The 12,986-nt window shown below is 73.8% G+C and carries 9 protein-coding genes; 1 reads left to right on the top strand and 8 read right to left on the bottom strand.

The features are described 5' to 3' along the window. Positions 1–26: 26 nt before the first annotated feature. From ACZ7LY_RS27535 to ACZ7LY_RS27515, 5 genes are all read right to left on the bottom strand, one after another. On the bottom strand, positions 27–695 hold the full coding sequence (locus ACZ7LY_RS27535; RefSeq protein ID WP_471627419.1) for a SurA N-terminal domain-containing protein: 669 nt from the start codon (positions 693–695) through the stop codon (positions 27–29). A 139-nt stretch (positions 696–834) separates the two neighbouring features. Further along, entirely contained in the window at positions 835–1,662 is an 828-nt protein-coding gene (locus tag ACZ7LY_RS27530; protein WP_471627418.1) for a glycoside hydrolase domain-containing protein, read from the bottom strand. A 118-nt stretch (positions 1,663–1,780) separates the two neighbouring features. After that, positions 1,781–3,352 (bottom strand): serine/threonine-protein kinase, encoded by a 1,572-nt coding sequence (locus tag ACZ7LY_RS27525; protein ID WP_471627417.1) that lies wholly within the window; start codon positions 3,350–3,352, stop codon positions 1,781–1,783. Further along, complete coding sequence (locus tag ACZ7LY_RS27520) at positions 3,349–3,993, bottom strand: hypothetical protein (protein WP_471627416.1); 645 nt, start codon at positions 3,991–3,993, stop codon at positions 3,349–3,351. The genes ACZ7LY_RS27525 and ACZ7LY_RS27520 overlap by 4 nt, the downstream gene beginning before the upstream one ends. 154 nt (positions 3,994–4,147) lie before the next feature. Next, on the bottom strand, positions 4,148–6,241 hold the full coding sequence (locus ACZ7LY_RS27515; protein ID WP_471627415.1) for an N-6 DNA methylase: 2,094 nt from the start codon (positions 6,239–6,241) through the stop codon (positions 4,148–4,150). A 173-nt stretch (positions 6,242–6,414) separates the two neighbouring features. On the opposite strand from ACZ7LY_RS27515, the gene ACZ7LY_RS27510 reads away from it, so the two are divergent. Further along, a complete protein-coding gene (locus ACZ7LY_RS27510; RefSeq protein WP_471627414.1) occupies positions 6,415–7,302 on the top strand; it encodes a DUF4190 domain-containing protein in 888 nt (295 codons plus the stop codon). Positions 7,303–7,347: 45 nt separating this feature from the next. On the opposite strand, the gene ACZ7LY_RS27505 is transcribed toward ACZ7LY_RS27510, so the two are convergent. The 3 genes from ACZ7LY_RS27505 to mfd all read right to left on the bottom strand — a co-directional run bounded on the left by ACZ7LY_RS27505 (position 7,348) and on the right by mfd (position 12,532). Beyond that, positions 7,348–8,133 carry a GNAT family N-acetyltransferase gene (locus tag ACZ7LY_RS27505; protein WP_471627413.1) on the bottom strand — a complete coding sequence of 262 codons (786 nt, stop codon included), beginning with the start codon at positions 8,131–8,133 and terminating at the stop codon, positions 7,348–7,350. 4 nt (positions 8,134–8,137) lie between these two features. Continuing rightward, complete coding sequence (locus tag ACZ7LY_RS27500) at positions 8,138–8,866, bottom strand: HNH endonuclease family protein (protein WP_471627412.1); 729 nt, start codon at positions 8,864–8,866, stop codon at positions 8,138–8,140. Between the two features lie 135 nt (positions 8,867–9,001). Next, positions 9,002–12,532, bottom strand: a complete 3,531-nt coding sequence (mfd, locus tag ACZ7LY_RS27495; protein WP_471627411.1) for a transcription-repair coupling factor — start codon at positions 12,530–12,532, stop codon at positions 9,002–9,004. Positions 12,533–12,986: the final 454 nt, after the last annotated feature.

Here is a 12,986-nt window from a genome sequence, read left to right as displayed (position 1 = left end):
CCCGGAGGCCCGCCCCCGAGGCCCGCCTACGCGCTCTGCTGCGCGCCCTGGCGGGCGGTGACCTCCTTGAGCCACGGCGTCTTCGCGTCGACGCGGCCCTTCTTGGCGACGTCCCACGCGCCGTAGCGCGGGTTCAGGTCGACGTTCAGCTCCTTGGACGCCTTGCCGAGCGCCTTCCAGAACGTGCCCTGCCCCGCGCGCGTCTGCATGTCGGCGCCGAGCGCGGTCGCCAGCTTCTGCGCCTCGATCTCGGTGCGCAGCGACTCGGTGAGCCGCTTGGGCGGGATGTTGTACTGCTGGAGCCAGGCCGTCTCCAACTGCCGGGCCCCGCCCGCCTGTTGTTCGAGGCCGGCGCGCATGTCCTGCATCTCCTTGCGGGAGACGCTGACGCCCGCGTCGGTGGCGGCCCGGTGCAGGACGCGGTCGAGGACCATCGAGTGCAGCGTGTTGCGGGTGAGGCCGCCGGACTTGGCGACGACCTGCGCGTACTGGGCGTCGCCCGAGGTGGCCGCCTGCTGGGCGGCACGGACCTCGTCGACGCGGCTCTCCAACTGGGAGACGGTGATGCGCTGGCCGCCCACGACGGCCGCGGCGCCGGGGTGCGCGTCGCTACCGCAGGCGGTGAGGGCGGGCGCCGCGGCGATGGCGGCGGCGGACAGGACGAGCGCGGTGCGGCGGCTGTTGCGGCGGTGCAAGGTGGGCCTCCCTGCGAGCAGTTTGTGCGTCGGTGCACAAAGTCCGGCGATGATCGATGTTAGGCAGTGGCCGCCCGCGCGGCCACCTCTTCGACAACGATTCGCCTCGACTTAGGTACTGACCCCCGCCGAGCGCGCGTCAGCCGACGACGGCGACCGGCGCGTCCCACGCGTCGCGGTCGACGGTGATCGTGTATCCGCCGCGCGTCTCCTTGCTGTTGACCATGTACTGGTGGCCCCGGTGGTGCCCGGTCCACAGGGTCGCCTTGAACGGCCAGTCGGTCGTCGTCGTGTTCACCTTGTCCCACTTGGCGTACCAGAGGTTGCCCGGCAGGTTGCTCCGGTCGCTCGTCGTGGCGACGGACTTGGCGCTGGACGACGAGAAGCCGTACATGCCGGTGCGGTAGTACTGCGCGTGGACGGCCTTCTGCCACGCGCGCACGTAGTCGAGCACGGCCTTGTCGCACGCGGTGTTCGTCAGGTCGTACGCCTCGACGTCGAGGTAGAGCGCGCTGCCCGCCTTCATGCCGAGCGCGCCGGCCTTCTTCACGGCGTCGGCGCCGTCGGCCGCGCCGAGGGAGGCGGCGGTCGCGGACGTCATCTTCTCGGGATTGGAGCCGCTCGCGCACGGCGGCTGGGCACCCACGTACAGGGGGATGAGCTTCCAGCCCTGCGCGGTGACGGTCTTGACCCAGGACGCGGTCAGGTTGGCCTGGGCGCAGCCGCGGTTCTTGCCGCCCATGTAGACGGCGGCGGCGCCGTAGAAGCCGGTGTGCCATGCCTTCATGGCGGCGGCGGAGGGGGCGGCGCAGGTGTCGAACGCGCGGCCCTTGTAGTACGCGGCCGCCGGCCACGCGGTCGTCGTGGCGAGGGACTGCTGGACGGTGACGACACCCGCGAGGGCGAGCGCGCCCGCCCCGGCCCCGATCAGCCGCCTGCGTCCTCTCGACAGCTTGTGTCCCGCCATGGTCCCCACCCCTGCTTCCGCGCTGTGCCGTTGTGTGTCGCTGTTGTGCGTGTGTCGTGAGCGTGTCACGCGCGCACGATCATCGCAGGCGCCGCCCCAAGGGCGCGCAAAGACCGCGTCAGCCTCGGACCTGGCCGAGCCACTGGAGCGTGCGGCGGACCTCCGCGGGGAACGGGTGGGCGGGCCCGTGCAGCCGCTCGGAGTCGTGCAGCAGCCGCAGCAGCGTGTCGTGGGCGGCGGCCCGGTCGCCGAGCGCGAGCAGCAACTGCCCGATGCGGCGCCGCACATCGAGCGCGAGGCTGAGGTCGCTGGTCGCGTACTGGTTCTCGTAGTACGGCAGCAGCGCCCGGTACTCGGCGAGCGCGGCGGCGGGCTCGCCGAGGGCTTCGAGGCACTGGGCGGCCTCGTAGCGGAACTGGAGGGACTGCGGGTCGGCGTGGCCCGCCTCCGCGGCCCGCTCGTCGGCGAGGCGCCGCAGTTCGGGCAGGGCGCGGCGGTACTGGCCGTCGTCCATGAGGGTCGCCGCGTACTGCTTGCGCAGGGTCCGTACGACGGGTGAGTGCTCGCCGTGCTGGGCCGCGGCGGCGGGCAGGATCGCGCCGAGGATGTCGACGGCCTGCGTGATGCGGCCCTCGCCGAGCAGCCGCTTGACCTCGTCGACCGCGCGGGCCACGTCGGGGCGCTCGCCCGGGCCGCCCTGGATCTCGGCGCCCGCGGGCTGCGGGGCGGGGGCGGCGGCGCGGTCGGGCCAGGGGGCGTGCGGGCGCAGGAAGGGGCGTGTGGGGTCGAGGGGGCGGCCGCTGGGCACCCCGCGCGGGGGCAGCAGCGGCAGCAGTTCCTCGTACGTCTGGTGCGCGGAGGCGGGCCGGTGCTGGGGGTCCTTGGCGAGCAGGCGCAGCACGAGGTGTTCCAGCGCCTCGGGCACCTCGGGGCGCAGCCGGCGCACGGGGACGGGCGCCTCGTACAGATGGCGGTGGAGGATGCCGAGCGCGGTCGTCCCGGCGAACGGCACGTCCCCGCTGAGCAGTTCGTGCAGCAGCACGCCGAGCGCGTACAGATCGGTGTACGGGCCGACCGCGCCGCCCATCGCCTGCTCGGGCGCCATGTAGGCGGGCGTGCCGATGGGGGTGCCGGTGTGGGTGAGGCGGGTGGTGTGGGTGTCGAGGACGGAGGCGACGCCGAGGTCGAGGACGGTGAGCGTGCCGTCCTTCTTCACCATCACGTTGCGCGGTTTGAGGTCGCGGTGGACGATCGGCACCGCGTGCACGGCCGAGAGCACGGCGCACAGTTGCGCGGCGACGGACACCGCCCACGGCCACGGGTAGGGGTCGTGCTCGGCGAGGTGGTCGGCGAGGTCGGACCCGTCGACGTACTGCATGACGAGGTAGAGGAAGCCGCCACTGTCGTCCTGCTCGCCCTCGGTGCCCGCGTCGTGGACGGTGACGAGTCCTGGGTGGTCGACCTGGGCGGTGACGCGGCACTCGCGCAGGAAGCGGCGGCGCAGCTCCTCGGCCTCGGCGCCCGCGACGCGGTCGGGGCGGACGAGCTTGACGGCGACGCGGCGGTCCAGGCGCTGGTCGTAGGCGGTCCAGACCTGGCCCATGCCGCCCTGGCCGATGAGCGAGGACAGTTCGTAGCGGCCCGCGACCAGGCGTCCGCCGGTCGTGGGCAGCGGGGTCCGGCCGGTCACCGGCCTTCGTCCCGCTTGCGCAGGTAGTCGCTCAGCTCGTCGAGCTCGGCGCGGACCTGGTCGATGCGGTGCGGCGCGGGGGTGTGCGGGCTCGCGGGCGGCACGGGCGTGCCCGTGTGCGCGGGCGGCACCGGCGCGGGCGGGGTGTGCGGGGCGGCCGGGCCCGGGGCGGGCTGCTGCGGGCCGGGTTGCTGCGGGTAGCCGTAGGCGGGCGGCTGCGGTGCCGGGACGGCGAGGGGGCCGGGGCCGGGGGCGCCGAGGACGCCGGGCGCCGGGTGGGTGCCGTAGCCGGTGGCGCGGCGCTCCAGGGCGGCCTGGCGGATGTCGGCGACGAGGAAGTACGTCACCGAGATCGCCAGGGTGACCATCATGATCACCATGCCGGTGTTGCCCTGCGCGATGAACTCGTCCTCGCCGGGGTCCGTGAAGATCAGGAGCCAGGAGACGAGTTGGAGCGCGGCGACGCCGCTGAAGACCTGCCAGTCGATCTTCTTGCTGCTGGTGACGGCGTGCTTGAGCACCGGCACGAACGACAGGAACCCGAGGGTGAGCACGGCGACGGCGACGAGCAGGACGCGCACGCCCACGCGCCCTCCGGAGGAGGGGAGCTTGGGCGGTGGCGCGTAGCCGTGGCCGTGCATGACTGCTCCTGCTGGGTGCGTGCCGTCGTGAGAAAGCTGTGCTCCGACGAGCGTATAGGCAGGCGGGGACAACCGGCCCTGGGATGCGCTCACTCCGGTCTCGCTCCGGCCTCACTCCGGTCCCCCGCGGCCCCGCTCCGGTCCCCCTGCGGTCTCACTCCGGTGCGAGCGAGCCGTCCGTCAGGCCGTCGAGCAGACCCTGCACCAGCCGCTCGCCGAGGCGTCCGGCGCCGCGCAGGGCGTCCTCGAACGCGGCGAGCGTCCTGAACCGCTCGCCGTAGCCCGCCTGTTCGGCGAGGGGCAGGCGGGGCAGCTGGAGGCGGCGCACGTCGAGTCTGGTGGCGGTGGAGGCGTAGCTGCTGGCCTGCCGGTTGTTGGCGGTGGAGCGCAGGAACCCGGCGAGGAACCAGGGGTCGAGGGCGGCCGGGTCGGGGCGCAGCAGGGCGAGGCCCCGGCCGAGGGCGGCGCCGGCGGTGGCCTCGTCGACGACGCGGACGGCGGCGCCGCCCCCGGCGACGGGCACGACGACGTCCCCGGCGGCGAGCAGCACGGGGGCGTCGTCGGTGGGGGCGCCGGAGGGGGCGCCGCCGCTGAGCACGTCGTGGTCGGTGAGGACCGGTACGCGCGCGTGGCCGCCCGCGCCCGCGAGGTCGCCGGGGCCCGCGCTCGCGGCGGTGTGCAGGGTGAGGGCGCCCGCGCGCGCGAGTTCGCCGACGGTCGTCTGGGGCCAGCGGGCGGGGGCGGCGGCCGGGGCGGCGGCGCGCGGCGTCAGCTCGGCGGCCAGTCGCAGGGTGGCCGTCAACTCCTCGCGGACGGCGGCCAGATCGGCGCCTCCGTCACCGCCGGGCGCGGGGGGCGGCAGGCGGCGGGCGGGGGCGAGGTCCACCTCGTCGTCGAGGAGTTCGATGACGGGCACCGAGCGGGCGAGCCCGGGGCGCTCGGCGAGGGTGCCGGTGCGGTCGAAGGCGGTCCACGCGTCGAGCACGGCGTCCTGCACGGCGGCCCAGGCCCGCTTCTCGCGCGGGTCGCCGGTGACGGCGGCGGTGGTGTCGACGAGGAGCAGCTCGGGCGCGGCGGGGGCGCCGGCCGCGGGGCGGCGCAGGACCCACAGGTGCAGCGGCACGTTGTTGGGCGGTACGGCGCCGGCGGGCAGGGCGACGACGGCGCGCAGGGCGCCCCGGCGCAACAGGTCGGCGCGGATACGGCGGCCCGAGCGGCGGGAGGCGACGGCGGGCGGCATGAGCAGGACGGCGGTGCCGCCGTCCTTGAGGCGGGCCAGCGCGTGCTGCACCCACGCCAGTTCGGACTCGGTGCGGGCCGGGAAGCCGTACTCCCAGCGCGGGTCGTAGGCCAGTTCGTCGTGGCCCCAGCCCCGCTCGTTGAACGGGGGGTGCGCGAGGACCACGTCGGCCCGTACGTCGGCGAGGGCGTCGGCGCGCAGGGTGTCGGCGGCGGCGGTACGGATGAGCGGCGCGTCCCGCGCGTCGTCGGCGCCGCCGTCCAGGGCGAGGCGCAGGGCGGTGAGGGCGGCCAGCTCGGGGGTGGCGTCCTGCCCGTACAGGTCGGGGCCGGGGCGGGCGGCGCGGGCGCGCACGGCGTGCAGGAGAGCGCCGGTGCCGCAGGCGGGGTCGAGGGCGACGGCGGCGGGCCCCGCGAGGGCGGCCATGAGGTCGGCGGGGCCGGGCGGAGTGAGGGTGTACTGGCGCGGGTTGGCGTCGAGGTGACGGCCGAGCAGGAAGGCGAACGCGGCGCGGGCGCCCAGCTCGGCGGCGAGTTCGCCGGTGCCGCGCAGAAGGGGCACGGACGGCAGCAGGGCGGGCCCGGCCGGGGTGGGCAGGGCGCGCTCGTGCGCGGGCCCGAAGCGCGGGGTGAGGACGGTTTCGAGGGAGCCGGAGAGCCGCTCGGCGAGGAGCTGGTCGTCGGGCTCACCGGCGAGGGCGAGCCACACGGTGGGCCGGTCGTGGACGAGGAGCAAGGTGGCGCCCGCGTGCAGCAGTGCGGTGACCGGGCCCGCGGGGTGGCCGGCGAGCTGCTGCCAGACGCGCTCGCGCAGCGGGACCTCGGCGAGCTTGCCCTGGGCGCGCAGCCACGCCTCGACGTCGGCGAGCGCGAAGGAGGGGCTGGTCTCGGTGCCGCCGACCGGCTTGGGGAAGTCGGCGTGGCGGCGCCGCCAGTTGCTGACGGCGGCCCGTCCGACACCGGCCAGCCGGGCGATACCCGCGGCGGTCACCTCTGTCGCGTTGTCCATGGGGGCGAGCCTAGCGACTTTCACGTAAGAGCCGCGTTCACAACCGCGCGCCTCACGATTCGCGTGAACAGGGTTGACTCGGTTCACAAACAATGGTGTTCTTGACGCAGCCAACCGCCGGAGCAATGGAAAGCCGGGGGGAGGTTGGCGTCTCTCATCTCGGAGGAACACCCATGTCCCAGACCCAGCAGCACCCGCAGTACCCGCCCTTCCAGCCGGGCCCCCCGCAGCAGCCGCTGCACACCGCGCGCAACGGGCTGGGCACGGCCGCGCTGATCCTCGGCGTCATCGGCGCCCTGTCCGGGCTGATCCCGCTGATGTTCTGGCTGGCCGGCATCCTCGGCGTCGTCGCCCTCATCCTCGGCCTGACCGGGCACGCCCGGGCCCGGCGCGGCGAGGCGACGAACAAGGGGGTGGCGCTGACCGGCGTGATCCTCGCGGTGCTCTCGCTGGGCCTCGCGGTGTTCGGAGCGGTGACCACGTTCAAGGTCGTCGGTGACGCGGTCGACCAGATCGACAAGTCCGTGTCGGACACCAAGGCCAAGGGCACCGGGCACGCGGGCGCGACGGACGACAAGGGCACGGCCGACAAGGGCACGTCCGGCAAGGACGGCGACAAGAGCGACGACAAGGGCTCCGGCGGCAAGGCCGACGAGAAGAAGCCGACCGGCAAGGCCCTGGACGCGGGCGACTCCGTGATCTACGACGACGACCTGACCGTCACCGTGTCGAACGCGGTGGCGTACAGCCCGAGCCAGTTCGCCGCCGGCCACACGCGCGGGCACCGCGCCTACAAGGTCACCGTGACGGTCACCAACGACAGCAAGGAGAAGTTCGACACCTCGCTGCTGAGCGCGAACGCGCGGGCCGGTGAGAAGGACATCACCGCGGAGCAGGTCTTCGACGAGAAGGTCGGCTCGGGCTTCGACGGCACGATCCTGCCGGGCAAGAAGGCCACCGCCGTCTACGCGTTCGACGCCCCCGCCGACGCGAAGAACCTGACGGTGGAGGTCACCCCGAGCTTCTCCTACGACGCGACGCAGTGGGACCTGAAGCTGTAACCCCGGCCCCCGCCTCCGCCCCCGCCCGCGCAGCCAGCGGCCCGTTCACAGCTCGTGCCGTACCCACACGTTCGGCTCGACGTACACCGCGTACCCGGCGTCCGGCTCGCAGCGCACGGGGACGAGCGCGGCCGGGACCTCGACGAGTCCGGCGGTGTCGAAGGGCAGCCCGGTCCACTCCCGCCACTGCGCGAGCGAGCCGGAGACGGCCATGGAGGCGGGCGCCACCCTCTCGATGACGCCGCCCGCCCGCACGTGCACCCGCAGCCACGGGTCGTGCGGCAGACCGTCCGCCGCGCGAACCCGGCGCGCGTACTCCTCGGCGGACGCGGCCGGTTCCCGGTGCTTGCCGCTCGGCCGGACCGGGGCGACGACCGTGGAGAAGCCCTCGGCGCGCGCGTTCTCGCGCATCGCGGCCAGCATCCGCCCGGACAGCCCCCGGCCCTGGAACTCCGGGTGCACGCTGATCTCGATGGCGCTGACCGTGTCGGGCTCGCGGCCGCCGTCGTGGTCGGCGAACGCCCACTGGAGGACCTGGTCCCAGCCCCCGTCTGGCAGTTCGCCCCGGCCCTCGGCGGCGAGCGCGAACGGCACGCTGAGCCCCTTGGCGACGACCTCGCCGCGCTCGTCCGTGGCGACGAGCACGTACCGGGGCCACACGTCGGCGACCAGCGGCAGCAGCGAGGCGGCCACGGGGTCGTGGCCGATGAAGCGCGGCCAGGTGTCCGGCATCGTCCACATCGGCCCGGCGAGTTCGGGGCGCTCGGCGAGCGTGGTGACGGTCAGCGTGCCGAGGGCGGGCGCGGAAGCTGGTGCGGGCGCGGTGTCCATGGGGTCATCGTGCACGGAAGCGGGGCGGGGCCGCAGTCGGATTTCCGCCGGTGGGGAGCTTCTCGTCGGGGCAGCGGCCGAGGACGCGCTTCATGGCGTCGCGCTCGGCGGCCGTCACCCACACCTCGTACTTCTTCTTCACGGCGACCTGCCCGGCGACGTACGCGCAGCGGTAGGACTTGTTCGGCGGGAGCCAGGTCGCCGCGTCGCCGTCGCCCTTGCTGCGGTTGGGACCGGCGTCCACGGCGAGCAGGTTCAGCGGATCGTTGGCGAAGGCTATGCGCTTGCTCGGCTCCCACCGGAAGGCGCCCTTCTGCCAGGCGTCGGAGAGGGCGACGAGGTGGTCGATGTCGACCTTGCTGCGTCCCCGTACGTAGGTGACGTCGCCGCCGCTGTAGGGGTCGGGGGCGAGGCGGCCGTTGATGACCTTGCAGTCGTCGCCGGCCGCGAACCGTACGCTCTTGAGGTCCCGCTTGAGGATGTCGTTGCGGGTGTCGCAGCCGTTGGAGTCGGTGTCGGCCCACGCACTGCCGAAACGTTCCCGCGCATAGCCGGTCTTCGGGGCGCGCCCCTTCACCGTCAGGGAGTCGACGGCCGCGAGCGCGCTGCCCGCCGACCCCTGCGGGCCGCTGCCGGAGTCCCCCGGCCCGGCGGCGTCGAGCCCCTCGCACCCGGTGACGGCGACCACCGCCACCAGCACCGCACCCGCGATCCGACCAGCACCACGCAGCACGGCGCTTCCTCCCCTTCGCTCACGTTCCGGGGCCTTCGCCCGGGCCCGACCACGGTACCCGAACCAAGATCACCCGCCCCCGGCGCGCGTCCGGGGGGCGGGTGATCACAAGGGCTCGCGCGGGGCCCGGGGCGGTCAGGAGCCGAGGATCGAGGTGAGGAACTCCCCCACCCACGCCAGCAGTTCCCGCCCGACCAGCGGCTTGCCGCCGACCTTCGCCGTCTTCGGGCGCGGTACGAGGATCTGGTGTGTGGCCGGCTTGATCACCGTGCCCGGGTAGAGCCGCTTGAGGCGCAGCTCCTGCGACTCCCTCAACTCCACCGGCGCGAAGCGGATGTTGGTGCCCTGGAGCACGACCTCCCCCACCCCGCAGGCCCGCGCCAGCATCCGCAGGCCCGCGACCAGCAGGAGATTCTCCACGGGCTCAGGCAACTTGCCGTAGCGGTCGGCCAGTTCCTCGCGCACGTGCCGGATGTCGTCCTCGGAGTTCGCCGACGCGATGGCCCGGTACGCCTGCAGGCGCAGCCGCTCGCCGGGCGCGTAGTCGTGCGGGACGTGCGCGTCGACCGGCAGCTCGATCTTCACCTCCAGCGGCGGCTCCTCCTCCACGCCGCCCTCCAGGGACGCCCGGTAGTCCGCGACGGCCTCGCCGACCATCCGTACGTACAGGTCGAAGCCGACGCCCGCGATGTGCCCGGACTGCTCGCCGCCGAGCAGGTTGCCCGCGCCGCGGATCTCCAGGTCCTTCATCGCCACGTACATGCCCGCGCCCATCTCCGTGTGCTGCGCGATCGTCGCCAGGCGCTCGTGGGCGGTCTCCGTCAGCGGCTTCTCCGGCGGGTACAGGAAGTAGGCGTAGCCGCGCTCGCGGCCTCGGCCCACGCGCCCGCGCAGCTGGTGCAGCTGGGAGAGGCCGAAGTTGTCGCCGCGCTCGACGATGAGGGTGTTGGCGTTGGAGATGTCGATGCCGGACTCGACGATCGTCGTGGAGACCAGCACGTCGAACTTCTTCTCCCAGAAGTCCACCACGACCTGCTCCAGGGCCTGTTCGGACATCTGGCCGTGGGCCGTGGCGATCCGCGCCTCCGGCACGATGTCCCGCAGCCGCGCCGCGGCACGGTCGATGGACTCGACGCGGTTGTGGATGTAGAAGACCTGGCCCTCGCGCAGGAGTTCGCGGCGGATGGCCGCGCCGATCTGCTTCTCCTCGTACGGGCCGACGAACGTGAGGACCGGGTGGCGCTCCTCGGGCGGGGTCGTGATCGTCGACATCTCGCGGATGCCGGTGACGGCCATCTCCAGGGTGCGCGGGATGGGCGTGGCCGACATGGTCAGCACGTCGACGTTGGCGCGGAGCTTCTTGAGCTGCTCCTTGTGCTCGACGCCGAAGCGCTGCTCCTCGTCGACGATGACCAGGCCGAGGTCCTTGAACTTGGTCTCCGAGGAGAACAGGCGGTGCGTGCCGATGACGATGTCGACCGAGCCGTCGCGCAGGCCCTCCAGCGTCGCCTTCGCCTCGGTCTCGGTCTGGAAGCGGCTGAGCGCCCGCACGTTCACCGGGAACTGCGCGTAGCGCTCGGAGAACGTGCCGAAGTGCTGCTGCACGAGCAGCGTCGTCGGCACGAGCACCGCGACCTGCTTGCCGTCCTGGACCGCCTTGAACGCGGCGCGCACCGCGATCTCCGTCTTGCCGTAGCCGACGTCGCCGCAGATCAGGCGGTCCATCGGGACCGTCTTCTCCATGTCGTCCTTGACCTCGGCGATCGTCGTGAGCTGGTCGGGCGTCTCCGCGTACGGGAACGCGTCCTCCAGCTCCCGCTGCCAGGGCGTGTCCGGCGCGAACGCGTGGCCGGGGGCCGCCATGCGCGCCGAGTACAGCTTGATCAGGTCGGCGGCGATCTCCTTGACGGCCTTCTTCGCGCGCGCCTTCGTCTTCGTCCAGTCGGCGCCGCCGAGCCGGTGCAGGGTGGGGGCCTCGCCGCCCACGTACTTGGTGATCTGCTCCAGCTGGTCGGTCGGGATGTACAGCCGGTCGCCGGGCTGGCCGCGCTTGGCGGGCGCGTACTCGACGACCAGATACTCGCGGGTCGCGCCCTGCACCGTGCGCTGCACCATCTCGATGTAGCGGCCCACACCGTGCTGCTCGTGCACGATGTAGTCGCCGGACTCCAGGGTCAGCGGGTCGATCGTCTTGCGGCGCCTGGCCGGCATCCGCTGGCCGTCCTTGCCGGCGCTGCGCTGCCCGGTCAGGTCGGTCTCGGTGAGCACGGCGAGCTTCAGCGCGGGGTGCACGAACCCGTGTTCGAGCGAGCCGCAGGCCACCTGGACGACGGACGGCGTGAGCTGCCCGAGGTCCTTCTCCAGCCGCGCCGCGATGCCCTCGCCGCCCAGCACCTCGACGGTACGGCTCGCCGGCCCGTGGCCCTCGGTGACGAACACCGTCCGCCAGCCGTCCGCGAGCCAGCCCTTGGTGTCGGCCAGCGCCTTCGCCGTGTCGCCCCGGTACGTCTCCGGGGCGTGCAGCCCGAGTTGCAGCGTGTCCGCGTCCCCCTCGGCGTCGGCCGCGAACGGCGACACCGACCACCACATCATGCCCAGCTCACGGGCCCGCTCCCGGACGTCCGCGATCGACCACAGCGAGGCCGCGCCCACGTCGATGGGGGCCGCGCCGCCCGTCGCCGACGCCGCCCAGGACGCCTGCAGGAACTCCTGCGAGGTCGCCACCAGGTCCGCCGCCCGCGTCCGCACCCGCTCCGGGTCGCACACCAGCGCCATCGCGCCCTCGGGCAGCACGTCGAGCAGCAGCTCCATCTCGTCCACGAGGACGGGCGCCAGCGACTCCATGCCCTCTACGGCGATGCCCTCCGCGATCTTGCCGAGCAGCTCGCCCAGCTCCGGGTGGCGCTCGGCGAGGTCGGCGGCGCGGGCCCGTACGTCGGCGGTCAGCAGCAGCTCGCGGCAGGGCGGCGCCCACAGGCCGTGCTCGGCGATCTCCAGGGACCGCTGGTCGGCGACCTTGAAGTAACGGATCTCCTCGACGTCGTCGCCCCAGAACTCCACCCGCAGCGGGTGCTCCTCCGTGGGCGGGAACACGTCCAGGATGCCGCCGCGCACCGCGAACTCGCCGCGCTTCTCCACCAGCTCCACGCGCGCGTACGCGGCTGCCGCGAGCGCCTCCACCGTCTCGTTCAGGTCGGCGCTCTCGCCCGTGCGCAGGCTCACGGGCTCCAGCTCGCCCAGGCCCTTGACCTGCGGTTGCAGTACGGAACGGATGGGGGCGACGACGACGGACACCGGGCCCGTCTCCGGGTCGTCCGCCCTCGGGTGCGTCAGCCTGCGCAGCACCGCGAGGCGGCGGCCGACCGTGTCCGAGCGGGGGCTGAGGCGTTCGTGCGGCAGCGTCTCCCAGGACGGGTACTCCGCGACCGTGTCCGGGGGCAGCAGGGAGCGCAGCGCCGCCGCCAGGTCCTCGGCCTCACGGCCGGTGGCGGTGACGGCCAGGACGGGGCGGTCCGTCTCGCGGGCCAGGGCGGCGATCGCCAGGGGGCGGGAGGCGGGCGGGCCCACCAGGTCGACGTGCGTCCGGTTGCCGTCGGCGGCGGCCTTCACCGCTTCGGCGAGGGCCGCGTCCTTGACTACGGCGTCGAGCAGTCCGTGCAGGCTCATGGGGCCTTGGCCTTTCCTGGCGGGGCCCTTGGCGGGGGCGGCGGGGGCAACGCGAACGGCCCGACACGTGGCACGGGCCGGGTCCTCCAGCGTACGACGCGCCGCGCATGCCTGTTGCCCCAAGCACCCCGAGCCGTCGAACGGGCGGCCCTGATGTAAGTTCCCCGCGCCCCGGGTGAGTGGGTGGCTCCGGCCGCTGGGTCTCCTCGACTCTCGTCGTGGCCGCTCGCGCAGTTCCCCGCGCCCCTGAGGAGTCATCCAGCGAAGCCCCCGCTGTACCTCCGGTTGCGCAGTTCCCCGCGCCCCTAGGTAGGTGGGTGGCTCCGCCGGTGGAGATCCTCGACTCTCGTCGTGGCTGATCGCGCAGTTCCCCGCGCCCCTGGAGGCGGGGCTTCGCCCCAGCCTCCCCCGATAGAGGTAGCGCACGAAGTGCGCACCGAAGGGGCGCGGGGAA

Source organism: Streptomyces sp. NPDC107550, from assembly GCF_055639095.1.
This window is presented reverse-complemented; position numbering and strand designations above follow the sequence as displayed.

Bases quoted from the DNA above. Each gene is read 5' to 3' on its own strand.
- ACZ7LY_RS27530 (WP_471627418.1), bottom strand. From the start codon at position 1,662: ATGGCGGGACACAAGCTGTCGAGAGGACGCAGGCGGCTGATCGGGGCC.
- mfd (WP_471627411.1), bottom strand. From the start codon at position 12,532: ATGAGCCTGCACGGACTGCTCGACGCCGTAGTCAAGGACGCGGCCCTC.
- ACZ7LY_RS27505 (WP_471627413.1), bottom strand. From the start codon at position 8,133: ATGGACACCGCGCCCGCACCAGCTTCCGCGCCCGCCCTCGGCACGCTG.
- ACZ7LY_RS27520 (WP_471627416.1), bottom strand. From the start codon at position 3,993: ATGCACGGCCACGGCTACGCGCCACCGCCCAAGCTCCCCTCCTCCGGA.
- ACZ7LY_RS27510 (WP_471627414.1), top strand. From the start codon at position 6,415: ATGTCCCAGACCCAGCAGCACCCGCAGTACCCGCCCTTCCAGCCGGGC.
- ACZ7LY_RS27515 (WP_471627415.1), bottom strand. From the start codon at position 6,241: ATGGACAACGCGACAGAGGTGACCGCCGCGGGTATCGCCCGGCTGGCC.